Raw genomic sequence first — 24,465 nt, forward strand, 5'->3', positions numbered from 1 at the left:
GAGTGGTGATAAGGCATGGCTTATAATATATTGCTGGTTGATGATGTGCTATTAAACAGAAAAGTTGTCAAAGTAGCTCTAAGTGGTCTGCCGGATGTCAACTTCTTGGAGGCTGCTGACGGGGTCAACGCGCTGGAGTTGATTTACTCTCAGAAAGTTGATTTGGTTATTCTGGATCTTGTCATGCCGGGAACAGTTGCGGGAGCTGATGTATTGCGCCAGGTGAAGGAGAGTGTGCTGTATAAGCATATTCCGGTTATTATTTACTCGGCGGTGGCCGATACAGCCAGCATTAAACAGGCGCTGGAGATAGGTGCGTATGATTACCTTGTCAAACCGCTCAAAGCCCAGGAGTTGCAGACTATTTTACCGGAAAAGGTCACGGCAGCCTTACAGCCTGCTGCTAAGCGGGAGAACGAGGAGTCCTATGTACAGCCGTCGTATGAGTCGGCTATTGCCAAAGTAGGAGAAAAAATTGTTATAGGCAAGGTTACCCGGGAAGAAGCGGCTGCTATAAAATATTTGACAACCCGTAAGGCTGAGATTAAGTCTTTGCTAAAGCAGCTAATTGATATGGATAAAGAGGAGCTGTATTGCTGTCTTTATGATATTCTCATTCGGGAAATGGGAGAAGTCTCGACTGCTTGTGAGCAATGGTGGGACGAGAAGTACGATAAATATCAATGGGCCAATATAGTGGGCGATGAAATTGAGATAGATTATGATAAAGGGGAAGTGCTTGTAAAAAATATGGTGGAAGAGAGCAAAATCAGTGAAGACTAAACCCTCGTTATATTTTGTCTAACATAGGTTATAGTTAAAAAACGGATAGTAAGACGAATGGCTCCGGCCTTTTGTCTCACTGTCCGTTTTTATTTCAAACCGTTTTTGGGGTGTTAGTTCAGAAACCATTACCTGCCCGCGAAATTCTAGGCACATTACCCATGATTAGCTGTTCACGCAGCTGTACAGATGTACTAATAGGTAATTCCATTCCAATAAATGGGGGTATATATTTCTGCCTTTGCCGGGAGCTGAACGTCTTTCAATGCCCATTTTTTGAATTCCTCAAAACCAGTTCTGTCTACAATGTATCCGATATGCTCTTTACCTCCGGGGGCTGAAGGGTCAATATAGTTTTGTACATAGTCATACGTATTACAAATGATTTTGATAATACTGTCCGCGTCCGCCCATTTAATAAAGTCTTCACCCAATCGAGGATTCTTCTTGCCGGTTCTGCCTAAGATAGTTAGCCGGTAGTACTTTTCCTGGCTGCGCGTCCAGGCACCTGTCGGGCAATTTAGAACACATTCGCCGCAACCGATACATTTTTTGGCGTCATGCGCTACCTTATAATTTATTGTTTCTAGAGCGCTTACTGATTTTTTTGCACAGGCTTTAACACAGGCGCCGCAACTAACACAGCGATCTGGGTCATAGTGAGGAAAGGTCATGCCCATGATACCAAAATCATGCATCCTTACTTTCGCGCAGTCATTAGGACAGCCGGTAAGCGCTACCTTAAAATGCAAGTCATGGGGAAAGATTGCTGCTTCAATTCTCTTTGCTAAGGCCGAGGTGTTATAGCAAGCATACGGGCATACATTATTGCCTATGCAAGCTACAACATTTCTTGTACCTGCGGCAGTATAGCCTTGCCCCGAAACATCTTGGTTAATGCCCATTCCCGCGATAATCGGCTGGAGTAGCTCATTCACCTTGGACATATCTTCAAACCTAATGCCCGGAAGTTCAAAACCCTGCCGTGTTGTTATATTTACAATACCGTTACCATAGGTTTCGGCAATGTTTTGAATCATTGTTAAATATTTTGCTTCCAGATAACCACCGGGAACACGGATTCGGGAAGCGGCCAAACCTCTGTGTTTTGTCACACGAAATGCATTTTTTTTCAGCTTTTTAGTAGTAACGTCCATGTAAGATACCCTCCCTTCTAATCAAGTAATTGGACTCCTTTGACAAAATTGAATACAGGTCCATCCAGGCAAACATAGGTATCATCAATTTTACAGTGGCCGCATTTTCCAATGCCGCAGCACATTTTTCGTTCATGGGAAATCCAAATATTCTCCTGGTGAAATCCTCTTTTAAGAAGAGATTGTGTAGTAAATTTCATCATCAGCGGTGGCCCGACTACAATGGCGACTGCTTCATCAATGTTTTTTACCTTTAGCTCAGGGATATATTGAGTAACCAGACCAATCCGGTAGTCACTATTGTCTTTTGCCTGGTCGACAGTTAGAATGACAGCAAGCTTTTGCTGCCAGCGTCTAAAATCTTCAATAAACAGAATATCTTGCGGTGTCTTAAATCCAGCGATCAGAGTCATGCCATTCGTCTCTTCGATGTGACTACAAAAGTAGTCCACTAGGCCCTTGACCGGTGAAAGGCCTGTTCCCCCGGCAATCACAATGATTTCCTTTTCCTGGTATAGGCTAATATCAAACCCGTTGCCATAGGGGCCGCGCATAAACAGTGTATCACCAACATAACGCTCGAAAATTTCATTAGTAACCTTGCCTACCCGGCGGATGGTTAAATCCACGGTGCCGTCGCCGATACCGCTGACAGAAATAGGTGCTTCACCATACTTCGGAATAGAAACTTCAAAAAATTGTCCGGGCTTTACAGGGCCGTTATAGGCAAGGCGAAAAGTATACTCAATATCAGTGTGCTTGATAACCTCCTTAATCTCAGACAGGAAGGGAATATACTCATTTGCCGGCATTGGTAGACACCTCCTTGATTGCATCAGCCAGTTTATTTATCGAATTAGCAAAAGATATATACTCCGGGCAGATATCATCACAGCGTCCGCAGCCTACGCACATATGGTACCCGTTACGTTTTTTGTAGTCATATACTTTGTGCAGTACCTTAAAACGCATGCGTTGCCCATTCTTTTTACGGTAACAGCCACCGCCGGCAACCTCAGTAAAGCCGTCTACCATACAAGATGCCCATACCCGGCGGCGCTCTCCGACTTTGCCGTTATCGGTATAAAAAATATCCTGCATGGTAAAGCAGGTACAGGTAGGGCAGACGAAATTGCAGCGGCCACAATTAATGCAGCGGCTATCATATTCGTCCCACATTTTTGAATGCATTACATCCAGTGTCATTCCGTCCGAAATATGAACACGGTTTTCATTTTTAGTTACATAGGCCGGAATTACCTCAGATGTTTCAGTGCTTTGAGCGGCAAAGGCTGCTTCCCAGGCCTCGTTATGATTGTCTACGTATACTTTGCCGCTCTTTATTTCCAGATAAGCATCGTAGGCATCGGTTCGGTTAGTTTCCATATCGACACAAAAACAGTTCTCAAACGAATGTCGACAGCCCATCAGAACAAATTTTACTTTATCCCGCAGCCGCTTGTAATAGTAATCTTCACCGCCGTTTTCAAGATAGACAGCATCCAGGCGTTTCACCGCATGCAGGTCACAGCTGCGCAAGAAGATAACCGCTCCCTTTTTCGGAGGGTTAGCTTCCTTTACCGCGTCTTCGGTGAAGAAAAACAAAGTTTGTGACAGAGGCAGCAAAATCTCTTTAAAGGAATAGTCTGATTTACGGTCAAAAACAATTTCTTCCACTGTTTGGATTTCTCCGTACCTGATGCGGTCAGTATCCGAGAAACTACCCCCATTTTTAAAACGCTTAGGAGCATAAACGACGTATTCTTTGGCCAATTCCTGCAGTACTTGGTTGAAACCCTCTTTGTCGAAGCAATAACCCATGGTTACACCTCTTTCTTTGCTTGATATGGTAGGGAAAGATAATAGATGCTTCCCTTGTGTATTTTTTAACAATTCAATTGTATGTTAGAATAAAAAAAACTGCTGTGACTGAAATCACGGCAGTTTGAAATATTGCGAAAGTTTGTCGCGGTCCGGTATAATTATTTGTCCGTCATCAATCCGAATCAATCCTTGTTCAGCAAAAATTTTTAACTGGCGGGAGACCGTTTCGCGTCTGGAGCCCAGCATGTCCGCGAGATAAGTAATACTCAAATCCAAAATAATTCTGGTTCCATCTTGGCCTTGGCAGGGAACCCCATAATCTCTGGATAGTTTCCACAGTTTGGCGGCAATGCGTTTATCGTTGCGTACGGAGTTAGGGGTATTTTTTAATTGGCGGTAAAGCCGTCTAACTTTCATGGCCAGGGAATCAAACACGCTTTTGGTAAAGGCAAAATCCTGCTCCATAACGCGCAGGAAGTCCAATCTGTTAAAGCAAAGAATCTGAGCGTCTTCGAATACTTCACAATTGATGGATGCAGTAACATTTTGCAAAATTACTTCATTAATAATTTTTCCTTTATCTAAGACAAAGATAACTTTTTTTTCTCCTTGAGAATCAATCTTATACAGTGTGACAAGACCGCTGATAACAATGTAAATCATGTCTACCTGCTCTTTATCAAAAAACAAATGCTCTCCTTTTGCCAGGCGGCGCATTTTGCCAACAGAGGATAGTGCTTTAACAGAAGCGGAAGTTGCCTGTTCGAATAATTCGACAAGCGCTATTGCATCACTTATGCTTACATTCATAATAATCACACCCATTACTTTATTTACCCTAAAGCCAAAGTCTATAATTTTACTCTGCAAAATAATGGCAGGCAGTTAGATTTGCTGGTTGGGTAAACTGCTGTTATCTACATTTATCATACAAATACAAAAGTCCTGCACGGGTTAATTATTTTCAACCAAAAAGCCTTTACATATGACCTTAGCCATGAATAATTGGGAGTATACCAAGTGGGTGTGGTAACTAAAACTAAAAATAACACATTTTTTTAATCAAAAGTGTATATAAATTATGTATAATATATTTAGCATTATTTACCAATTAAGGGGGTTTTAAATTTTGACTAAGCTGCTACGTTCACAAAAATTTGCTGTTTGGCTGGTGGCCATTTGCTTTACCCTGGCAATTTTACCGGGGATGGCATCGGCGGCACAAACACCGGTTAAGAATGTCATCGTTTTAATGACAGATGGTACTGGCTCTACCCATATCACGGCAACACGCTGGTTTAAAGGATCGCCCTTGGCCCTTGATGAGATATTGACGGGTGGTGTGAGAACCTATGGTGCCGAATCCATTATTACCGATTCAGCGCCGGCAGCCACCGCTTTTGCTACCGGCTACAAGACCAGCGACAAATTTATTGGCATCTTGCCTGACAAGGTTACTACCCCGGGCGTTGCCGAATTGCCGGATACGCTAAAAACCAAGCCTGTACCCAGTGTATTGGAAGGCGCTAAGCTTGTTGGCAAGGCTACCGGATTGGTAGCTACCTCTAACATCCAGCATGCCAGCCCTGCAGCCTATTCTGCCCATTGGCCTGACCGTAATAACTATAACGAGATTGCCGAGCAACAGGTATATTTAGGTATAGATGTAGTATTAAGCGGTGGTAAAAGTTATTTGTTGCCCAAGGCCCAGGGCGGTCAACGGGTTGATGGAGAAAATTTAATCGACGTTCTGAAAGCCAGGGGCTATGGTTTCGTTGAAAATAGGCAAGACATGCTGCAGTTTAAGGGGAAAAAACTGTGGGGTATGTTTGCCGGCGAGGACATGGCTTACGATATTGACCGTAAGCAACTGGCGCCCCAGGAGCCTTCGTTAGCTGAAATGACGAAAAAGGCTATTGGACTTTTGTCACAGAACAAAAACGGATTCTTCTTATTTGTCGAAGGCAGCAAAGTGGACTGGGCCTCTCATGCCAACGATCCTGTTGGTGTTATCAGCGATCTGATGGCCTATGATGAAGCAGTAAAGGTGGCTCTGGATTTTGCAAAAAAGGACGGCAATACCTTAGTGATGGCCTTTGCCGACCATAGTAATGGTGGTATGGCGATTGGCAGTAAAGCCTCTGACCAAACTTACTCTAAGACCTCTGTTGACCGTTTGTTAGTACCTTTGAAGAAGGCTGTACTAACCGGTGAAGGCGTGGAAGCAGTTTTAGCCGGTAACCTGGAAGCGGGCAACATTCGCCAGGTTATGGATGAGTACTATGGAATTAGTGATTTAACCAATGAGGAAATTCAGGCTATTCAAAAGGCCAAAAGAGGTAATCTGAACTATGTAGTTGGTCCGATGATCAGCAAACGGTCGATTGTTGGCTGGACAACAACCGGCCACACCGGGGAGGATGTATTTTTCTATTCGTTTGGTCCCCATCACCCTTCCGGGTTAATTGAAAATACCGAGATTGCTCACTCGGCAGCCAAGGCCATGGGTTTTTCGCTGAAACAAGTGGACAGTAATTTATTTATTGAGGCCGGCGAAGCCTTTAAGGCCATCGGCGCCGAAATAAGCCTTGATGCTGCTGATCCTGAGAATAAAGTGCTGGTTGTAAAAAAAGGCACGAAAAAGGCCGAATTGCCTCTAAGCAAGAATATTATTAAAATTAACGGCAAGATATACGAAATGAATGGAATTACTGTGATTGCTCCCAAAACCGGAAAAGTCTATATTCCACAGCAAGCGGTCGAACTAGTCAAAGCCGCTGGCATGTAAAGCGCAAAAGCGCCTGCCTATAACAAAGGGCAGGCGCTTTTCTTGTAAGATAAGAAAGTATAAGATTTGAGGGCTACCTAACAGGTAGCTCTTTTTTCAGCAAGTATAAATGAGACTTGATTCAGATGGGGCTTTAACCCGGTTGAATCTTAGTCGACTTATCTGTACGACTTATCCGTTCTTTACTTCCGCCTACAGAGGACGGGAGTATTAGAACGGGTTAGTTGTCGGATAAATTAATGAGACACCAGGCTGCCAGGGGAAACAAGGGAAGGAAAAAAGTTATGGCCGTGGTGTACTTTTGTCTTGACACAAAAGTACCAAAAAGTCAAGACCTGTACGGAAATGGCCTTGGAAGCAGGCCTCCCTTGCGGAAAGGGCAAAACTCGCTGCGCTCAAACAGTTGCCCTTTTAATCCCGCAAGGAAGGCCTGCTTCCACCCTGCGGGACGGCCATTTTCGTAATGGTCGACAAGGACGAAAACAAAGAGCGAAAGAAATAAGCACCGTCTTCTTAGTTCTTCCGGCCATTTCTGAAAAAAGGCGTGAATCGGTGATGACAGCCATAGCCCCCGTAACTCCGGTAACCCCTGGCCCTTTGCCGGAAAAAGCGTTCCGCAGGAGAAAAGCCAGGCGGTATTCCATTAAGAAATCCGTACTGTTTGAGCGCAGCGAGTTTACGGGATTTTAGGAGTACCGCCTGGCTTTTCAGCTTTTGGAGGCCTTGGGCCTAGCCTTTTTGGTCCTTTTGTGGCGATGGACAAAAGGACAAGCCGTGCTTTTTCTGGGAGCCTATCAGTCTTGTCAGCAGGAATTGAGTGGACAGATTGCCTACTCATCCCCCAAGGCCCGCGTTCGAGGTTTTTTTATTACCGGTTGTGGGGAATAATTGCCTAACCGGCGCTTTTTAGCTTGCCCTAGATGATAGAAGTGTCCTGATACAACTCAATAATTTTTTACTATATCTACTTGCAATCTATGTAAAAAGATACTATTATTAGAAATAGGTGGAAATTAAAAAGTAAAGTCGCCGTGTCCGACAGGTGTTCGAGCACCTATCGGCACGAGCAGGTGCCATAACACCTACACGCAACAGCGAACTGTCCACGACGACATTCTTATTATACCTGTTTGCTATCTTGATTACAAGTTTTGGCAATTTGGGTTTTAGGATTGGCGTGTAAAGCAGGGGCTGAGCGACTGCATGCAATAATCGCTTGAATATTATCTTGATACCGGTTTGGCAGGCCGCGCTGACGGGTTCTGCTAGTTGTCTGTCCGGTATCTTGATACTGTAGCAACAAACGATAGGATCGCATGTGTAGGGTGAATAATCCTGCGTATGTGATCCTTTTTAATTTCCTCCTGTAAAAATCCCAATCATGGGTCATTACAGGAGGGCATAGAGCCTCCATTCCTAAAAGGGAGGGTATTCAATATGGTGACGCTGTATATAGCGGATGAAAAAATTGAATGTGCCGAGGTTAAGCCAATCAAATTAACAATGCTCATTACCGGAAATGGGGAAGAGTATTTGCTGGTACACGATTGGGGCCGGCAACATTTGTTTGCCGTGCAACGAGGAAAAGGGGAACAGCCGGAATTCGTCTATATTGATAAGGTAATACGGGTGGAAGAAGAAACGCAGTACAGGAGAATAGCTAAGTAAGCTTTTACAATGTTTTATGAATATAGTTATGGCAAGGTTTCAGGGAATTCTGAGCCTTGCCGTTTTTATTAGGTATTTCCTTTGTAAGTTTTCAGAGGCTAATCTTAAGATACTTGGCAACAACGAGTAAGACTAGGGAATACGCAAATACAAAAACGGGTATTGATAAAATTGCCAATAGCCCCATTTTTCTTCGAACACTAACCAATAAACACTTTAGTAAGCTCCATCTTATTAGAGGTATACATAGTGAATAATGTACAAACTAGAGGTTAGATTATCGCTGTATATTGATAAGTCTTTCCTTAAGCAGTTTGATGAAGGCTTTCATGGAATGATTAATCCATCTATCCTTATGATGCACTAAAAAGGCAGACAACTTAATGTCCGGTCCTTTCCACGGCAATAAAACCAGTTTATTTGCATCAAGCTCCTTTGCTACTGAAACGAGTGGCAGCAAGGTGATGCCTAAGTTTTGCATAATGATTTGCTTAATTGCTTCTATTTGTCCAATTTCCAAAACTGTTTTTAAGTGCACATTTTCTTTTTGCAGTATTTTTTCCAGAATGACGCGATAACTGCTATCAGACTCAACCAAAACCAGAGTTTGATCAGCTAGCATTTTCGGGTATAACTCATTGACGGTAGCAAGTTCATGGTTGGGTGAAGTAACAAAGACAAGTGGTTCCGGCCAGAGAGCAGTGTTTATTAAGTCTGAATCATTTATTGACGGTTCAAGAAATAAGGCAAGATCCATTACTTTCTTTCGCAACAAAATATGAAAGTCATTACTTGTGCCAAATTTGATTTTTAATTCGACATCAGGATAAAGGGTATTATATTCCTTTAACAAAGAAGGCATGCGAAATACACATATTGATTCAGGCATTCCGATAATCAACGGTCCATGCGGAATATTTGATTTATTCAGGGCATTCTTGGCTTCATCTTCCAGTTTAACGATTTTTTCCGCGTATTTGTAAAGGTGCTGCCCGTCTTCCGTAAGCGAAATTTGTTGGCCGAATCGCTCAAATAAGAGAGTATCTAATTCTTTTTCAAGCAACTGGATATGAGTAGTTACTGTTGATTGTGTATACCCTGAAAACTGGGCTGCATGAGAAAAGTTTCCTAGCTTTACAATATTAATAAAGGTTTTTAGCTGACGAATTTCCACTGTAATCACTGCCTTCAATAAAATCGAACAAGAGTATTTAATCTTTCAATTTTACCAGTGCATGCATTAATGATATTATAAATGTCGAAAGATGTCTAGCGTTTACACTGATGATTATTCGATGCAGACAGATGCCTTTCGAAAGTCTAGAGCGAGAATCGCTTACAATAAATAGGGTAGTCTGTCTTTAAGATTCTGAATCTTACCAAATTTTCGATATTACAAAAGGTTTTAACTTTGGTAGTATGGTTTAAAATCTAGACAATAAAGGAGCAGAAGTATAATCGTGGACGATTATATCAGCAAGGTGAAAATATTAGTCGCAGGTGAACAAGGAATAGTCATTGATTTTGGCGATGAGATTAATGTTACTATTAATCGACTTATTCAGGAACTAGTGAAAGATCTTAATGATTGGGCATTGGACGGAATCATCGAGGTGGTACCGACATATCGTTCCATTATTATATATTTTGATCCATTACAAATTACTCGTGATGAGCTGACTGCCGGTATTAAGCGTTTTTTAGCACAAATGGGAAAAGCGGAGCCTAAGATGATTACCCGCAGGGTGATTCATGTTCCGGTATGTTATGGAGGAGTCTTCGGCCCGGATATCGATTTTGTGGTCCGTCGGACAAAATTATCGCAGGAAGAAGTAATACGTATCCATACCTCAAGACAATATCTGATTTACATGTTGGGCTTTACTCCCGGATTTCCTTATTTGGGAGGATTAGATGAAAAACTTATAGTTCCGAAAAAGGTAAGAGATAAAATTCCAACCGGATCAGTTGGAATTGCTGGCAGGCAGACCGGTTTTTATACAGTTGAAAGTTCCGGGCAATGGCGATTAATTGGTCGCACGCCAATAAGAGCATTTTATCCGGATAAACCGAATCCATTTTTATTTGAAGCAGGAGATTATTTGCAATTTAAATCAATATCTGTAGATGAATTTTTCGAAATCTTCAGCAAGGTTGAGGATGGCTCCTACAATCCCGAGATTACTACTTTCCAATCGATATAGATTAGCCGGAATGTGGTTATAGGGGCTCTTCTTTCCCTAAACGCGTAATACAATATATTGTATATAGTATATTGTATATACATGTACTCAATCATACTTAATTTCCAATTTGAAAGAAGGAGGTGAAAATGATGAAACTGAAAACGACTGTTTCTCATTGTAAAGGTTGTGGCATTTGTATAGAGTTATGTCCTAAAAAAGTACTCGAATTAAATGAACTGGGCAAAGTAAATGTTGCTCGCGAAGAAGATTGCGTTAGTTGTGGTCAATGTGAGTTGCATTGTCCGGACTATGCCATATTTGTTACAAAAAAGTAATTAGGAGGAATCAACCCAATGGCTAAAGCTGTGTTAATGCAAGGTAACCAAGCTTGCGCCGAAGGAGCTATCGCGGCGGGAGCCCGTTTTTTTGCCGGTTATCCCATTACTCCTTCGACCGAAGTTGCTGAGTTGCTTGCCAAAAGACTTCCGCAAGTCGGCGGTACATTCATCCAGATGGAGGATGAGATAGCTGGTATGGCTGCGGTTATCGGTGGATCTATAGCAGGAACCAAATCATTGACTGCAACTAGTGGTCCAGGATTCTCGCTTAAACAGGAACTTATCGGCTATGCGTCTATTGCAGAAGTACCCTGTGTCATTGTAAATGTCCAACGTACCGGTCCAAGTACCGGTCAGCCAACCTCTCCTGCACAGGGAGATGTTATGCAGGCTCGCTGGGGGTCCCATGGCGACAGGGGGGTAATTGCCCTTAGTCCCTCAAGTGTTCCTGAGTGCTTTACGCTCACTATCGAAGCCTTTAATCTCGCTGAAAAATATCGTACGCCTGTTGTCCTTCTTTTGGACGAGATTATTGGCCATATGCGTGAGAAGTTTGTAATGCCGGAGCTTAACCAACAAGCGATTATAAATCGCAAGAAACCGAACCTTCCCCCGGGTGAGTTTTTACCTTTTAAACCAGATGAAGATGGCGTTCCTCCCATGCCGGCTTATGGGGAAGGCTATCGTTTTCACACTACTGGCCTGGTTCATGATTATACCGGTTTTCCGACAGGCAGTAATACGGTAACGCACGAGGTTATTGATCGGCTTCATACTAAAATCACAAGAAATATTGACGATATTGTAAAGTTCGAAGAAGTCGATCTTGACGACGCTGAAATAGCTGTGATCGCTTTTGGCGGTACTGCACGCAGTGCCTATGCCGCTATCGAGAGTGCCCGGTCCCAGGGGATTAAGGCTGGACTATTCCGCCCGATAACCATCTGGCCTGCACCGGAAAAACAACTGTTACGTTTGGCGGATAAGGTTAAGACCATTATCGTGGCTGAAATGAATTATGGCCAATATGTTAAAGAAATACGCCAGATTGTTAGCGGCAAAACTGAAGTTGTTTCTCTGGCCAAATGGAATAACGAACCGATTACACCGAGTGAAATGCTTGCGTCTATCCAAGCAGTCCGCTAAGGGGGGAGAACATCATGGAAAAGCTATTAAAAAAATATTTTCGGCCGAAATTGCCTCATATTTGGTGTCCTGGCTGTGGTAACGGTATTGTTACGGCCTGTGTTGCCAGAGCTATTGATAAGCTACAGCTTGATCAGGATCAGACGGCAATTATATCAGGTATTGGTTGTTCATCCCGGGCATCAGGGTATCTGAACTTTGATACCTTGCACACCGCACATGGACGAGCTATTCCGTTTGCTACCGGAGTGAAACTGACAAAACCGGATCACAATGTAATTGTACTCACAGGCGATGGCGATGCCAGCGCTATCGGAGGTAATCATTTCATTCATGCGGCCCGCCGCAATATCAATCTAACTGTGGTTGTTTATAATAACAACATTTATGGGATGACCGGCGGTCAGTATTCACCGTTGACACCGCATATGGGTATGGCGACTACTGCTCCCTACGGTAATGTTGACAGACCATTTGACTTATATGAACTGGCCAAAGGGGCTGGCGCTACCTTTATAGCGAGAGCAACCACATATCATGCTACCCTTCTAACCGACCTCATCGCGAAGGCAATTAGTCACAAGGGATTTGCCCTTGTGGAAGCGATTACGGCGTGTCCAATCTCCTTTGGCCGCCAGAATAAAATGGGTGGCCCGGCCAAGATGATGAGATGGCAGCAAGAGCACGCTGTGATGGTAGAAGCAATGGCAAAAATGAACGAGACCCAGCTCGAGGGGAAATTCCCGATTGGCGTATTGTATCAGGGCGAAGGTCCGGAATATGTAACTGAGTACCAGAAGGTAATTCAGCGGGCAATGGGGAGTGGTAAGTAATATGATGGAATTTCGATTAAGCGGTTCTGGCGGACAGGGACTGATTTTGGCCGGTATCATTTTGGCAGAGGCAGCTATTGCTGATGGCAAGGAAGCGGTGCAATCGCAGTCTTATGGGCCGGAGGCACGTGGCGGATCAAGTAAATCGGAAGTTATTATCAGTGATAAGACAATATATTACCCCAAAGTGGAAAAGCCTGATTTTTTGTTGGCTATGACCCAGGAGGCACTTGTCAAATATAGCGTTGATCTTAACCAAGACAGTATCCTTGTTGTGGACAGTACCACGATAAAGGAAGTACCCGCTAAATTTAAAAAAGTGTATTCAATACCAATTACCCAGATGGCCAAAGAAAAACTTGGGCGCGATTTGTTTGCCAATATCATTGCCTTAGGAGCTGTAGCTAAGATTACGAATGCCGTAACTTTTAAAGCCTTGGAAGAAGCTGTATTGGCGCGCGTTCCGAAAGGAACGGAACAAATTAATAAACAGGCTTTAGAGTTGGGGATTGCTTCTATAAAGTAATATATCAAAGATACCGGAAGTTTTGGATGACGTTTAAGGAAATGATCAACTGAAAAAAGTTATGAACCGTATATGCACAGGGATACTCAGTATCCTTGTGCGTACCTAGAATTATCGAAAGATTCAGCTAAAATACAAAGTTTCAGTGTAAAGCCGCAATATATATGGAAGTTGGTGAACAGATGAATGGCGTAGAGTTATTCTATGCGGGGGAGCAAGGGTTGGTTGTGGAGTTTGGTAAGGACGTTGATAAAACAATCAATACTAAGGTTCATAGGCTTGCGAAAGTATTAAAGGCCAACGCCAGCAAGGCAATTCTTGAAATTGTGCCAACATACCGCTCACTGCTTGTTTATTTTGATCCGCTGAGTTTGAGTCGCAACGAATTGATTGCGCAAATAGAAAGCTTACTGATGTCGGAAGATCAGGTATCACCTGCGGAGCTGGGAAAAGAAACAACTAATATTGTTCATATTCCTGTCTGTTATCAGGGTGAATTCGCTCCTGACTTAGGGTATGTAGCACAACATAATGGAATTTCTGTTGATGAAGTTGTAAGTATTCATGCGGCTACTCCTTATTTGGTATATATGCTTGGGTTTACACCCGGATTTCCTTACCTTGGAGGCATGTCGCCAAGGATTGCCACGCCACGCTTAGACAAGCCCCGATTGCAAATTCCGCCGGGATCTGTTGGAATTGCAGGCAGTCAAACTGGATTTTATCCCGTAGAAAGTCCTGGGGGCTGGCAACTGATTGGACGTACACCAGTAAAAGCATTTAATCCCGATATTCCCAATCCGTTCTTATTTTCCGCAGGTGACTATTTACAGTTTAAACCTATATCTATAGATGAATTTTACGAAATCCGTGAACAAGTGGATGCAGGTACCTATATTCCGGAGATTACGAAATCATAGAGGAGGTGACTACGTGTTTACGACAATAAACCCAGGATTTTTTACAACTATCCAGGATGGCGGACGCTGGGGTTATCAAGCGTTCGGTATGCCGGTGGCGGGGGCAATGGACCGCTATGCTTACCGGGTTGCAAACTTATTAGTAGGTAATAAGATGAGTGCGGCTGCTATTGAAATGACCTTACTTGGGGCCTCATTTAAATTTGATGAAAGCCAGCTCGTTTCTCTCTGCGGTGCTGATATGCAAGCCAAACTAGATGGCGTCAGCGTTCCAAACTGGTCTTCTTTTGTTGTACAAAAAGGCAGTGAGCTTAAGCTTGAATATGCGGTAACAGGTTGTAGAGCCTACCTCGCAGTTCGCGGCGGAATTGATGTACCTAGTGTGCTTGGCAGTCGTTCTACTTATACACGGGCAAAAGTTGGCGGCTTGGAGGGCAGAGCTCTTCAGCAAGGCGATGTCTTGGATGTCGGGGACGACAGAGAAACCGATGTCCGGCCAGGAATTTTGAAGGCAGAGTATGTTCCCAAGTATGAACAAAGCATTACCTTACGTATTCTTTTAGGACCTCAGGATAATATGTTTACGGCAGAAGCGAAAGCGACGCTGCTAAACAATGAGTATGTAATTACTGATGAGGCTGACCGTATGGGGTATCGATTGGTTGGTCCTAAAATTGCACATATCGATAAAGCCGATATTATTTCAGACGCTTTGCCCTTAGGCGCCATTCAAGTACCGGCGCATGGTATGCCGATCGTCATGATGGCGGATCGTCAAACCACAGGTGGCTACGCAAAAATAGGTGCCGTTATTTGTCCAGACTTGTTCAAACTGGCACAAGCTAAGCCAGGAGATGAGGTTTGTTTCCGATTATGTTCGGAAGAAGAAGCGGTAAATGCCTTAAAAGCAGAGCAGCAATGTTATAGAGATATTGCCGGCAGTATTCACCAACAGAAGCTTGCTTCCCAAAATGCGCGGCAATTTAACCTTATTATTAATAACAAGGGGTTTAGAGTTCAAGTGGAAGAGTACGAATAATGGTTAGTACGACCTGGTTTGGAGTTTGTAACTGTAAAGAGAGGGGATGTTATGCATGGAGAATTTAGGCTGTATGAATCCCAAAGATGTAAGAAGCTTAATCAGGAAGAACCAGTTAGTGAGGCCAACTGCCGGTATTGCGCAGGGGTATACTCAGGCCAATTTAGCTATTTTGCCGAAAGAATTGGCGTACGATTTCTTACTGTTTTCTCAACGTAATCCCAAACCCTGCCCAATTCTTGATGTAACAGAGGTAGGTTCTCCTGAACCCAAACTGACCGCACCGGGAGCCGATTTACGCTATGATGTACCCAAATACCGGGTATATAAAAAAGGTCAGCTCTACGAAGAGGTTTTTGATTTAGAGAACTATTGGAATAAAAATTTGGTAGCTTTTTTGTTAGGATGTAGTTTTACTTTTGAAACACCAATGATCAGAAATGGGATACCTGTGCGGCATATTGAAGAAAACTGCAATGTTCCGATGTATATAACAAATATTGAATGTAACCCGGCGGGGGTTTTTGCCGGTCCCGTTGTTGTCAGTATGCGCCCCATTCCGGCAGAGCTAGTGGTGCGTGCCGTCCAGGTAACATCCCGTTTTCCCGCTGTCCACGGTGCTCCCATCCATATCGGTTCGCCGGAGCGGATTGGTATAAAGGATATTACTAAGCCGGATTTTGGCGATGCAGTAACGATAAACCAGGGAGAAGTTCCGGTATTTTGGGCTTGCGGGGTTACTCCCCAAGCAGTGGCGATGAGGGTAAAACCTGATTTGATGATTACTCATGCTCCAGGATATATGTTCATCTGCGACACTCGTGATGAAGACCTATCGGTATTTTAAGTACCGTGTTTCTGGTATTAATTGTCCGTTCATAAATTTTCGAATGGAGGTATGGTAATGGAATCAATAAAAGTTGCACAAGACATGGAAGGCGTGTCTTCTAAAGCTTGGTGGCGGGAAGTTACCCGAAAAGAATGGAATGCACTGGGGGCCGGCTTTTTCGGTTTTGCTCTTGATGCCTTTGACGTTATGGTATACGCTTTTGCCTTGACTACAATCTTAAAAGAGTGGGGTCTGACGCCGGTAGAAGCGGGCTTTTTAGCCACTGTTACTTTATTTTCTTCCGCAGTCGGCGGTATTGGTGCCGGTGCTGTTGCCGACAAACTCGGACGCAGAAAAGGAATTATGGTGACGATTTTTTTATTTACCATTTTTACAGGCCTCAGCGGATTGACGCAAAGTCTTGTTCAACTGGCGATTGCCCGTACGATATTGGGACTGGGAATGGGCGGTCAATGGACGGCCGGCGTGCTTTTAGTGTCAGAGACTTGGTCTGCCAAACACCGTGGCAAAGCGATTGGTATTATGCAGAGCGGCTGGGCTTTCGGCTATGTTATGGCTGCAGTTGCCGCCATGTTTGTTCTTCCGGTATGGGGGTGGCGGGCACTCTTTATAATTGGTGTTATTCCCGGAATAATTTTGTTGTTATGGATTACCTTTGCTGTTGAGGAAACCGAAATGTGGGAACAAACCCGCCATCTGAAGAAAGATGCTTCTATGGGTTTCTCTCAAATATTCCGCCCCGATTTGCTTCGTTATACAGTAGTTATTACACTGGCAAGTACGTTCCTGATGTTTGCGTACTGGGGTTTGTTTACCTGGCTGCCGGGGTATTTAAGCACTCCTGTGGACAAGGGTGGCGCAGGGTTAAGTATTCTAAAATCTTCAAGCTTTATGATTCCCACAATGCTGGGGGCTTGGGTAGGATATGTAACATATGGTTTCTTTGCTGATCGGTTTGGCCGGCGTCCGGTTTTCGCATCTTATTTAGTTGTTGCGGCAGTTTTGGTGTACTTCTACGGCAGTGTTCGTGATTTAAACACCATATTGCTGATGGGACCTTTTGTTGGCTTGTTTGGTTCTGGTGCATTCAGCGGTTTTGGTGCTATTTGTTCAGAGTCGTTTCCGACGCGAGCAAGAGGAATTGGTACCGGCTTTACTTATAATGTTGGTCGTATGATTAGTGCTGTATCGCCTATGGTTATCGGCTATTTCGCGGGTATTTACGGTATGGGTTCGGCCCTGGGGCTAACGTCACTTTCCTATATCCTTGCCGGTGCCACCATTTTCCTTATCCCTGAATCAAAAGGAAGAGAACTTGAATAGAGTTGGCTTGAAGAAAGTCTTAATAGGAGGTTATTGGCATGAGGATTGACTTAAATTGTGATATGGGAGAAAGCTTTGGTGTTTATACTCTTGGGCATGATGAAGCGGCTATGCCCTATGTAACTTCAGTTAATGTAGCCTGCGGTTTTCACGCATCTGACCCCGTCAACATTGTTAAGACAATTAGGAAAGCCAAAAAATATAATCTGGCCATTGGTGCGCACCCATCCTTCCCGGATTTGGTGGGGTTTGGCAGAAGAGTAATGGCGGCCTCTCCTGATGAGATATTTGCTGATGCGGCTTATCAGATTGGGGCGCTTATGGGAATTTGCAAAACGGAGGGCCTTACCTTGCAGCATGTTAAGCCGCATGGGGCGCTCTATAATATGGCGGAAAAGGATAGTAATGTGGCCGCTGCGATCGCCAAGGCCATAAAAAGCGTCGACCCGAATCTTTACATGGTTTGTTCTTGTGGCTCCAAGATGGTCGAAGGTGCTAAAGCTGTGGGTGTTAAATATGTCGAGGAGGCGTTTGCTGATCGGGCATATACCAAGGAAGGCACATTGGTACCGCGGCGCCAAGAGGGGGCTGTTATTCATGACCCTAAGGCCGTTGCCGGCAGAGTTCTTACTATCATTAAGACCGGAAAAGTAAACGCCATCGACGGTACAGAAGTCGCGTTAAAACCACAAACGATTTGCGTACATGGCGATACTCCCGGTGCGGTCGATATGATCAAGGAAATTAGAACAAGACTGGTGCAGGAAGGCATTGAACTGAGCCCATTTGGCATCTAAGGGATTTGCATGTCATGATGTAATCAACCCATAGACCTTCTCAAAACTATGCTGGTTACATCATGACACAACCTTACATTGACAGTCATATGTGATAAGTTTCCGATTACAGGAATAAGTCAATTTGTTGAGGTGCACTATGCGGGCTATAAACTTTACTTTATCTGAATCGTATGCCTCTCTGCTAAGGCAAAGCGCCGGTTGCACAATACGTTATGGAAATAAAGCAGCGCAATACAAAGCAGGGCAAGTTATTGATATTACATTTGGCGACATGTATATGAAAAAGAGAAAGGTATACACGGCCTACATTGACCAGGTACTTGTAAAACCCATATCGTTATTAACTGCCCGGGATTTACAAGGAGAGAACCAGCAGTTAAATACGAGCGAGGATTTTCTTGCATGGTATTGTGACGCTTTTAAAAAAACAATAAACCAGTCGGATTTCGTTACGGTTATTTATTTTTCTGAGATTGTCGCGTGATAACCAAGACTAGTATTTTTTAAAGGAGAACGAAAAATGTCTGATGAATCGATTAAAACTAAACAGGCGGAGTATGAAGCCAAGGTTGAAAAAGTAATTGCCAAAAATCCTGAGCGCAAGCAGTTGCCCTATGATAGACTCTATACCCCGCTTAACCTCGAAAACTTTGATTATGAACGCAAGCTCGGATTTCCGGGTCAGTACCCTTATACCCGAGGTGTACAACCTACCATGTATCGTGGCCGGTTTTGGACCATGCGGATGTATGCCGGGTTTTCTACAGCGGAAGAATCCAATAAGCGTTACCGTTATCTGATTGAGTCGGGTGCAACCGGATTATCCTGCGCTTTTGACCTGCCTACGCAGATTGGATATGATTCAGATGATGCAATCGCAGAAGGCGAAGTAGGCAAAGTGGGCGTTGCCATTGACTCACTGGCCGATATGGAAATATTGTTTGACGGCATTGACCTTGGCAAGGTCTCTACTTCTATGACAATTAATGCCCCGGCTTCCGTACTATTGGCTATGTATATTGCAGTTGCGGAAAAACAGGGGGTAGGTCTCGAACAGCTTAAGGGCACCATTCAAAACGACATTCTAAAAGAGTATGCGGCGCGCGGCACTTATATTTTTCCGCCCAAGCCTTCCATGCGTCTCATTACCAATATTTTTGAATACTGTTCGCAGGATGTTCCTAATTGGAATACCATATCTATTTCGGGCTATCACATTCGGGAAGCCGGTTCGACGGCTTCACAAGAAATTGCTTTTACGATTGCCGATGGTATTGCTTATGTGGAAGCGGCTATTAAGGCCGGCCTGAATGTGGATGATTTTGCAGGACGGTTATCCTTCTTCTGGAATGCGCATAACAACGTTTTGGAAGAAGTGGCTAAGTTCCGTGCTTCCCGCCGTATCTGGGCCAAAATCATGAAAGACCGTTTTGGGGCGACAAAACCTAAATCTATGATGCTGCGGTTCCATACTCAGACTGCCGGGTCCATGCTCACAGCCCAGCAACCTGCCAATAATATCGTCCGTGTTGCCTTGCAAACGGCAGCAGCAGTTCTTGGCGGAACCCAGTCATTACATACGAATTCACAAGACGAAGCGTTGGCATTGCCTACGGAAGATTCTGTACGTGTGGCTCTCAGGACACAGCAGATTGTTGCTTATGAAAGCGGCCTGGCCGATATTGTCGATCCGTTAGGTGGCTCCTACTTCATCGAAGCACTTACTGATAAGATTGAACAAGAAGCTATGGCCTATATTGAAAAAATTGATGAACTCGGCGGTGCCGTTGTTGCTATTGAAAAAGGCTATATTCAACGCGAGATTCAGGAAAGTGCCTACAAGTGGCAAATGGAGGTTGAGAACCAGCAACGGGTCATAGTTGGCGTTAATAAGTTTCAGATAGAGAAAAAGCCGGTAGAAGGCCTGCTGCGGGTGGATTCTTCTGTTGGCGAACTACAAAAGCAAAAGCTAGCTGAACTTCGTGCCAAACGCGATAATGCAGCTGTCCGGGATAAATTGGCACTGCTTGAGGAAGCAGCCGGAGATGAAGATAAAAACCTAATGCCGTTTATCCTTGATGCGGTTAAGGTGTATGCAACCCTCGGTGAAATCTGCGGCGTAATGCGCAAGGTATTTGGTGAGTACGAAGCACATGTAAGCCTGTAAACAAAGAGATAGGAGGACAATAATGGAACAGCGTATTAGAGTGTTGGTGGCCAAGCCTGGGCTTGATGGTCATGACCGTGGTGCAAAAGTCGTAGCCCGTGCCCTGCGGGACGGCGGTTTTGAAGTAATTTATACAGGACTTCGGCAAACTCCGGAGCAAATTGTCGAAACAGCCTTGCAGGAGGATGTTGATGTAGTGGCATTAAGCCTGCTATCAGGTGCGCATAACACACTATTTCCTAAGGTGGTACGTCTTCTAACCGACAAGAAGATGGATGATGTACTGATTATTGGCGGCGGCGTAATTCCTGATGCCGACATTCCTGGCTTAAAAAATGCGGGTATAGCTGAAGTCTTTACTCCAGGCACTCCCACAACAAATATTGTAGAGTTTATTAAGGCCGAAGTGGCAGCAAGACACTGAACCGAGATTAGCTCGGTTCGTGAGGTGGTGTAGTAGCGGAGTGGACATAGTAGCTGAATTGTTAAGCGGATCAAGGCGTGCCCTGGCGCGGGCCATTACGATGGTGGAGAATGAGTGCCACGAAGCTGCCGCTATGATGCAGCAGCTTTATCCGAGAACCGGCAAGGCCCAGATAATCGGTATAACCGGTCCGCCGGGAGCAGGTAAAAGCACACTCACCGATAAATTAGCAAAGAAATACCGGCAATTAGGAAAAACAATCGGAATTGTTGCTGTAGACCCAACGAGTCCATTCTCTGGCGGCGCTATTCTGGGAGATCGCATTCGCATGAATGAACTGATTCTAGATGAAGGAGTATTTATCCGCAGTATGGGAACCAGAGGCAGCCTTGGCGGCTTATCACGCAAGACCGCGGATGTTGTTGCTATTATGGATGCCTTTGGCAAAGAGGTCATTATTATTGAGACCGTCGGGGTAGGTCAGTCGGAGGTGGATATTGTAAAGGCGGCTGATACTACGGTGGTTGTAATGGTTCCCGGGCTTGGTGATGATATTCAGGCCATTAAGGCAGGAATCCTGGAGATTGGTGACATTTTTGTAATCAACAAAGCGGATCGTGCGGATGCGGAACGGCTTAACAGCGAACTTGAGATGATGCTTGTACTCAATCAAAGTGAATTGGATTGGCGGCCGCCCATAAAAAAGACGGTGGCTAGCAGCGGAAGCGGCATAGATGAACTGGCGGCCGCCATTGATGAACACACAAACTATTTGAATAAATCCGGTGAACTTGAGCGAAAGCGAAGATTGCGAGCTAATAATGAATTGCTGTCACTTATAAAAGAGGGTATCAGCCGTTATGTAGTTAACAGGATGAGCGTATCAGGACAGTTCAATTCGCTGGTAGCCAGTATTGAACGGCGCGAAAAAGATCCATACACTATTGCTAATATTATTTTAGCAGAATGCTTGAGATAGGTAGTTATGAGGGAGGAACTAATATGTTTAAAGTGCTCAAAGTGGATCACATTGGTATTGCAGTGAAAGACCTGGAGGCAGCCAAGAAGTTTTACACCGATGTTTTGGGCATGACTGCTCAAGGAGAAGAAGTGGTTGAACAGCAAAAGGTAAAGGTGTGTTTTATTCCCAGTGGTGACAGTGAGGTTGAACTATTAGAATCAACTTCTCCGGATGGCCCTATTGCCAAGTTTATCGAAAGAAACGGGGAAGGTATCCAACACATCGCGCTTAGAGTGAATAATATTGAAAATGCGCTAAAGGAACTAAAAGAAAAAGGCATTCGTCTGATTGACGAAACTCCGCGCTATGGTGCGGGCGGTGCCAGCATTGCCTTTATTCATCCCAAAGCCACCGGCGGTATTTTACTCGAACTGTCGGAACGCAACTAACTAAAGCGCTAAAGCCTTTAGTAACTTATATGGCTTACTTACTCATCTGGAGGTGTTTTATGGCTACTGTTCAGGAAAAAATAAACCACTTGAAGAAAGCCCGGGAAAAAGTAATACATGGTGGTGGTGCAAAACGGATTGAGAAGCAACACGCCAGTGGTAAACTAACTGCCCGTGAACGGATAGAAAAGTTACTGGATCCTGGTACATTTGTAGAGTTGGATCAATTTGTAAAGCATCGGTGTACTAACTTTGGCATGGAGAACACAGAGGCTCCGGGAGAAGGTGTGGTAACCGGGTATGGTACTGTAGACGGCCGCTTGGTCTATGTCTTTGCCCAAGACTTCACCGTTATTGGTGGTTCACTTGGCGAAATGCATGCTGCTAAAATAGTCAAAGTTCAAGATCTGGCTTTGAAAATGGGTGCGCCGCTGATTGGCCTAAATGATTCCGGCGGTGCGCGGATACAAGAGGCTGTGGATGCACTGTCCGGTTACGGCAAAATTTTCTATCGGAATACGCTGGCTTCCGGCGTAATTCCACAGATATCGGTTATTATGGGTCCTTGTGCCGGCGGGGCAGTTTATTCCCCTGCCCTGACTGACTTCATCTTCATGGTAAAAAATACAAGTCAGATGTTTATTACCGGTCCGCAGGTAATCAAATCGGTTACGGCTGAAGAGGTTACCGCCGAGGAATTAGGTGGTGCAATGACTCATAATTCTACATCCGGTGTAGCTCATTTTGCGGCGGAGAACGACGACGATTGCATGCAAAAAGTGCGCTGTCTTCTAAGCTTTTTACCCAGTAATAACCTGGAAGAAGCGCCTATTCTTGCTACCGGCGACGACCCAGACCGTATTGAGCCTGAACTGAACACCATTATGCCTGATAATTCCAACCAGCCTTATGATATGAAGCAGGTTATTCAAATGATTGTCGATAATGGTGAATTCTACGAGGTACATGGGCATTATGCTGCTAATATAATTACTTGCTTTGCCCGGTTTGATGGGCAGACGGCGGGTATTATTGCAAATCAACCGTCAGTCATGGCCGGTTGCCTGGACATCAATGCGTCAGATAAAGCAGCTAGATTTATTCGCTTTTGTGATGCATTTAATATTCCGTTGGTTAATATTGTTGATGTGCCTGGGTTTCTGCCTGGTACCGCGCAAGAATATGGTGGCATTATTCGCCATGGTGCAAAAATGTTGTATGCGTATTCGGAGGCGACAGTCCCTAAAGTTACTCTGATTACGCGAAAAGCGTATGGCGGTTCCTATTTGGCAATGTGTTCGCAGGACTTGGGTGCCGACCAGGTATTAGCTTGGCCTTCGGCTGAAATTGCGGTTATGGGTCCGGCCGGCGCGGCCAACATTATTTTCCGTGGGGACCCGGAAGTGGAAACAAAAACCGCTCAGTATGTTGAGGAATTTGCTACTCCCTATAAGGCTGCGGAACGTGGTTTTGTCGACCAAGTTATTGAACCTAGTGAAACCCGACCACGCATCATTACCGCCCTAGCAATGTTGGCCAGTAAGCGCGAAGCGCGGCCTCATAAGAAACACGGCAACATTCCGTTGTAATTTACTGTTAAGAGAGAGGACAGTGAGAATGTGAAAGAGGCACAAGGCATTCCTCCGGAAATAATTGCAGCAATCAGTGCCAGTATTGGCATAATGCTTAGCGATAAAAACAAAAAAACCAAGGGGCAGGGCGGCTTTGCTGTACGCAGAAACCGTAATCGCAGCTCCTGGAAAGATGCCGGCCGACTAAATAATATGAATCATCGTCTGGTTTGGTAAAAAAAGTGGGGGACGATAGGAATGAGAAAATTTAAGGTTACTGTTAATGGTGTTTCTTATAATGTTGAGGTAGAGGAAACAAGCACATCCGCGACTGCTGTTCCCGTTGTTCATGCTGCTATACCGTCCGTTGCTGTTCCGTCACCGTCAGTAGCTCCGGCTACCCCGGTGGAAATTGCTACAGGCGAGGTTGCCGTGAAGGCGCCGATGCCTGGTAAGATTACGAAAGTTCTTGTTAAAAAGGGCGATATGGTTAAAAAAGGCGATGTACTGATGATTCTTGAAGCCATGAAAATGCAAAATGAAATCACTTCTCCGGCTAACGGAAATGTCAAGTTACTGAATGTGGAAAACGGTACGGGTGTTAAACCCGGCGAAGTAATGGCTGTCATCGGCTAGTACTTCTAACTATCGGAATAACAGAAATATCCTACAGCGAAAATTCGTTGTAGGATATTTTTTTGTGAGTGATCAA

General features: G+C 44.4%; 27 protein-coding genes. 22 read left to right on the top strand and 5 right to left on the bottom strand.

Annotation, left to right across the window (positions count from 1 at the left end):
• The first annotated feature begins 15 nt into the window (after positions 1–15).
• Entirely contained in the window at positions 16–783 is a 768-nt protein-coding gene (locus SRRS_RS00715; RefSeq protein ID WP_371365307.1) for a CXXX repeat peptide modification system protein, read from the top strand.
• A gap of 194 nt (positions 784–977) precedes the next feature.
• Here SRRS_RS00715 and asrC read toward each other — a convergent pair whose 3' ends face one another.
• From asrC to SRRS_RS00735, 4 genes are all read right to left on the bottom strand, one after another.
• Positions 978–1,940, bottom strand: a complete 963-nt coding sequence (asrC, locus tag SRRS_RS00720; protein WP_371365309.1) for a sulfite reductase subunit C — start codon at positions 1,938–1,940, stop codon at positions 978–980.
• A 17-nt stretch (positions 1,941–1,957) separates the two neighbouring features.
• Complete coding sequence (gene asrB, locus SRRS_RS00725; protein WP_371365311.1) at positions 1,958–2,752, bottom strand: anaerobic sulfite reductase subunit AsrB; 795 nt, start codon at positions 2,750–2,752, stop codon at positions 1,958–1,960.
• Entirely contained in the window at positions 2,739–3,761 is a 1,023-nt protein-coding gene (gene asrA / locus SRRS_RS00730; protein ID WP_371365313.1) for an anaerobic sulfite reductase subunit AsrA, read from the bottom strand. The genes asrB and asrA overlap by 14 nt, the downstream gene beginning before the upstream one ends.
• Before the next feature lie 114 nt (positions 3,762–3,875).
• Complete coding sequence (locus tag SRRS_RS00735; RefSeq protein WP_371365315.1) at positions 3,876–4,574, bottom strand: Crp/Fnr family transcriptional regulator; 699 nt, start codon at positions 4,572–4,574, stop codon at positions 3,876–3,878.
• 319 nt (positions 4,575–4,893) lie between these two features.
• On the opposite strand from SRRS_RS00735, the gene SRRS_RS00740 reads away from it, so the two are divergent.
• The 3 genes from SRRS_RS00740 to SRRS_RS00750 all read left to right on the top strand — a co-directional run bounded on the left by SRRS_RS00740 (position 4,894) and on the right by SRRS_RS00750 (position 8,220).
• On the top strand, positions 4,894–6,552 hold the full coding sequence (locus SRRS_RS00740; RefSeq protein ID WP_371365317.1) for an alkaline phosphatase: 1,659 nt from the start codon (positions 4,894–4,896) through the stop codon (positions 6,550–6,552).
• Positions 6,553–6,858: 306 nt separating this feature from the next.
• Positions 6,859–7,242 carry a hypothetical protein gene (locus tag SRRS_RS00745; RefSeq protein ID WP_371365319.1) on the top strand — a complete coding sequence of 128 codons (384 nt, stop codon included), beginning with the start codon at positions 6,859–6,861 and terminating at the stop codon, positions 7,240–7,242.
• A gap of 747 nt (positions 7,243–7,989) precedes the next feature.
• Entirely contained in the window at positions 7,990–8,220 is a 231-nt protein-coding gene (locus tag SRRS_RS00750; protein WP_371365321.1) for a hypothetical protein, read from the top strand.
• 277 nt (positions 8,221–8,497) lie between these two features.
• Here SRRS_RS00750 and SRRS_RS00755 read toward each other — a convergent pair whose 3' ends face one another.
• Positions 8,498–9,394, bottom strand: coding sequence for a LysR family transcriptional regulator (locus SRRS_RS00755; RefSeq protein ID WP_371365323.1), 897 nt, complete (start codon positions 9,392–9,394; stop codon positions 8,498–8,500).
• 286 nt (positions 9,395–9,680) lie between these two features.
• Here SRRS_RS00755 and pxpB (SRRS_RS00760) point away from each other — a divergent pair, with 286 nt between their 5' ends.
• The 18 genes from pxpB (SRRS_RS00760) (at position 9,681) to SRRS_RS00845 (ending at position 24,389) form a co-directional block, all read left to right on the top strand.
• Positions 9,681–10,424: a 5-oxoprolinase subunit PxpB gene (gene pxpB / locus SRRS_RS00760; protein WP_371365324.1), complete on the top strand. Its 744-nt coding sequence runs from the start codon at positions 9,681–9,683 to the stop codon at positions 10,422–10,424.
• 131 nt (positions 10,425–10,555) lie between these two features.
• The gene (locus SRRS_RS00765; protein WP_371369683.1) at positions 10,556–10,741 is read left to right on the top strand and encodes a 4Fe-4S binding protein; all 186 of its coding nucleotides are present in this window, start codon (positions 10,556–10,558) and stop codon (positions 10,739–10,741) included.
• Positions 10,742–10,759: 18 nt separating this feature from the next.
• Positions 10,760–11,890 (top strand): 2-oxoacid:acceptor oxidoreductase subunit alpha, encoded by a 1,131-nt coding sequence (locus tag SRRS_RS00770; RefSeq protein WP_371365326.1) that lies wholly within the window; start codon positions 10,760–10,762, stop codon positions 11,888–11,890.
• A 14-nt stretch (positions 11,891–11,904) separates the two neighbouring features.
• Positions 11,905–12,723, top strand: a complete 819-nt coding sequence (locus SRRS_RS00775; protein WP_371365328.1) for a 2-oxoacid:ferredoxin oxidoreductase subunit beta — start codon at positions 11,905–11,907, stop codon at positions 12,721–12,723.
• Position 12,724: 1 nt separating this feature from the next.
• Complete coding sequence (locus tag SRRS_RS00780) at positions 12,725–13,249, top strand: 2-oxoacid:acceptor oxidoreductase family protein (protein ID WP_371365330.1); 525 nt, start codon at positions 12,725–12,727, stop codon at positions 13,247–13,249.
• Positions 13,250–13,413: 164 nt separating this feature from the next.
• Positions 13,414–14,169 carry a 5-oxoprolinase subunit PxpB gene (pxpB, locus tag SRRS_RS00785; protein ID WP_371365332.1) on the top strand — a complete coding sequence of 252 codons (756 nt, stop codon included), beginning with the start codon at positions 13,414–13,416 and terminating at the stop codon, positions 14,167–14,169.
• Between the two features lie 13 nt (positions 14,170–14,182).
• Positions 14,183–15,208, top strand: coding sequence for a biotin-dependent carboxyltransferase family protein (locus SRRS_RS00790; RefSeq protein WP_371365333.1), 1,026 nt, complete (start codon positions 14,183–14,185; stop codon positions 15,206–15,208).
• Positions 15,209–15,263: 55 nt separating this feature from the next.
• Positions 15,264–16,055: a putative hydro-lyase gene (locus SRRS_RS00795; RefSeq protein ID WP_371365335.1), complete on the top strand. Its 792-nt coding sequence runs from the start codon at positions 15,264–15,266 to the stop codon at positions 16,053–16,055.
• 57 nt (positions 16,056–16,112) lie between these two features.
• Complete coding sequence (locus SRRS_RS00800) at positions 16,113–17,381, top strand: MFS transporter (protein WP_371365337.1); 1,269 nt, start codon at positions 16,113–16,115, stop codon at positions 17,379–17,381.
• A 38-nt stretch (positions 17,382–17,419) separates the two neighbouring features.
• Entirely contained in the window at positions 17,420–18,178 is a 759-nt protein-coding gene (locus tag SRRS_RS00805) for a LamB/YcsF family protein (protein ID WP_371365339.1), read from the top strand.
• A gap of 139 nt (positions 18,179–18,317) precedes the next feature.
• Positions 18,318–18,665, top strand: coding sequence for an RNA-binding protein (locus SRRS_RS00810; protein ID WP_371365341.1), 348 nt, complete (start codon positions 18,318–18,320; stop codon positions 18,663–18,665).
• Between the two features lie 36 nt (positions 18,666–18,701).
• The gene (locus SRRS_RS00815; protein WP_371365343.1) at positions 18,702–20,348 is read left to right on the top strand and encodes a methylmalonyl-CoA mutase; all 1,647 of its coding nucleotides are present in this window, start codon (positions 18,702–18,704) and stop codon (positions 20,346–20,348) included.
• A gap of 22 nt (positions 20,349–20,370) precedes the next feature.
• Positions 20,371–20,772, top strand: a complete 402-nt coding sequence (locus SRRS_RS00820) for a cobalamin B12-binding domain-containing protein (protein WP_371365345.1) — start codon at positions 20,371–20,373, stop codon at positions 20,770–20,772.
• A 40-nt stretch (positions 20,773–20,812) separates the two neighbouring features.
• Positions 20,813–21,751, top strand: coding sequence for a methylmalonyl Co-A mutase-associated GTPase MeaB (gene meaB / locus SRRS_RS00825; protein WP_371365347.1), 939 nt, complete (start codon positions 20,813–20,815; stop codon positions 21,749–21,751).
• 23 nt (positions 21,752–21,774) lie between these two features.
• Positions 21,775–22,182 (top strand): methylmalonyl-CoA epimerase, encoded by a 408-nt coding sequence (gene mce / locus SRRS_RS00830; RefSeq protein ID WP_371365349.1) that lies wholly within the window; start codon positions 21,775–21,777, stop codon positions 22,180–22,182.
• A gap of 59 nt (positions 22,183–22,241) precedes the next feature.
• A complete protein-coding gene (locus tag SRRS_RS00835; RefSeq protein WP_371365351.1) occupies positions 22,242–23,771 on the top strand; it encodes an acyl-CoA carboxylase subunit beta in 1,530 nt (509 codons plus the stop codon).
• A gap of 30 nt (positions 23,772–23,801) precedes the next feature.
• Positions 23,802–23,990 (top strand): hypothetical protein, encoded by a 189-nt coding sequence (locus tag SRRS_RS00840; RefSeq protein WP_371365353.1) that lies wholly within the window; start codon positions 23,802–23,804, stop codon positions 23,988–23,990.
• A gap of 21 nt (positions 23,991–24,011) precedes the next feature.
• Positions 24,012–24,389, top strand: a complete 378-nt coding sequence (locus tag SRRS_RS00845; RefSeq protein ID WP_371365355.1) for a biotin/lipoyl-containing protein — start codon at positions 24,012–24,014, stop codon at positions 24,387–24,389.
• The last annotated feature ends 76 nt before the right edge of the window (positions 24,390–24,465 follow it).

Source organism: Sporomusa rhizae (genome assembly GCF_041428845.1).
Taxonomy (GTDB): Bacteria; Bacillota; Negativicutes; order Sporomusales; family Sporomusaceae; genus Sporomusa; species Sporomusa rhizae.

Excerpts from the sequence above, each read along its gene's own strand:
- SRRS_RS00775 (WP_371365328.1), top strand. The coding sequence starts at position 11,905 with ATGGAAAAGCTATTAAAAAAATATTTTCGGCCGAAATTGCCTCATATT.
- SRRS_RS00765 (WP_371369683.1), top strand. The coding sequence starts at position 10,556 with ATGAAACTGAAAACGACTGTTTCTCATTGTAAAGGTTGTGGCATTTGT.
- asrC (WP_371365309.1), bottom strand. The coding sequence starts at position 1,940 with ATGGACGTTACTACTAAAAAGCTGAAAAAAAATGCATTTCGTGTGACA.
- mce (WP_371365349.1), top strand. The coding sequence starts at position 21,775 with ATGTTTAAAGTGCTCAAAGTGGATCACATTGGTATTGCAGTGAAAGAC.
- SRRS_RS00770 (WP_371365326.1), top strand. The coding sequence starts at position 10,760 with ATGGCTAAAGCTGTGTTAATGCAAGGTAACCAAGCTTGCGCCGAAGGA.
- SRRS_RS00800 (WP_371365337.1), top strand. The coding sequence starts at position 16,113 with ATGGAATCAATAAAAGTTGCACAAGACATGGAAGGCGTGTCTTCTAAA.
- SRRS_RS00715 (WP_371365307.1), top strand. The coding sequence starts at position 16 with ATGGCTTATAATATATTGCTGGTTGATGATGTGCTATTAAACAGAAAA.
- SRRS_RS00795 (WP_371365335.1), top strand. The coding sequence starts at position 15,264 with ATGGAGAATTTAGGCTGTATGAATCCCAAAGATGTAAGAAGCTTAATC.
- asrA (WP_371365313.1), bottom strand. The coding sequence starts at position 3,761 with ATGGGTTATTGCTTCGACAAAGAGGGTTTCAACCAAGTACTGCAGGAA.
- SRRS_RS00835 (WP_371365351.1), top strand. The coding sequence starts at position 22,242 with ATGGCTACTGTTCAGGAAAAAATAAACCACTTGAAGAAAGCCCGGGAA.
- SRRS_RS00735 (WP_371365315.1), bottom strand. The coding sequence starts at position 4,574 with ATGAATGTAAGCATAAGTGATGCAATAGCGCTTGTCGAATTATTCGAA.
- SRRS_RS00845 (WP_371365355.1), top strand. The coding sequence starts at position 24,012 with ATGAGAAAATTTAAGGTTACTGTTAATGGTGTTTCTTATAATGTTGAG.
- SRRS_RS00810 (WP_371365341.1), top strand. The coding sequence starts at position 18,318 with ATGCGGGCTATAAACTTTACTTTATCTGAATCGTATGCCTCTCTGCTA.
- SRRS_RS00750 (WP_371365321.1), top strand. The coding sequence starts at position 7,990 with ATGGTGACGCTGTATATAGCGGATGAAAAAATTGAATGTGCCGAGGTT.
- pxpB (WP_371365332.1), top strand. The coding sequence starts at position 13,414 with ATGGAAGTTGGTGAACAGATGAATGGCGTAGAGTTATTCTATGCGGGG.
- SRRS_RS00820 (WP_371365345.1), top strand. The coding sequence starts at position 20,371 with ATGGAACAGCGTATTAGAGTGTTGGTGGCCAAGCCTGGGCTTGATGGT.
- SRRS_RS00805 (WP_371365339.1), top strand. The coding sequence starts at position 17,420 with ATGAGGATTGACTTAAATTGTGATATGGGAGAAAGCTTTGGTGTTTAT.
- asrB (WP_371365311.1), bottom strand. The coding sequence starts at position 2,752 with ATGCCGGCAAATGAGTATATTCCCTTCCTGTCTGAGATTAAGGAGGTT.
- SRRS_RS00815 (WP_371365343.1), top strand. The coding sequence starts at position 18,702 with ATGTCTGATGAATCGATTAAAACTAAACAGGCGGAGTATGAAGCCAAG.
- SRRS_RS00780 (WP_371365330.1), top strand. The coding sequence starts at position 12,725 with ATGATGGAATTTCGATTAAGCGGTTCTGGCGGACAGGGACTGATTTTG.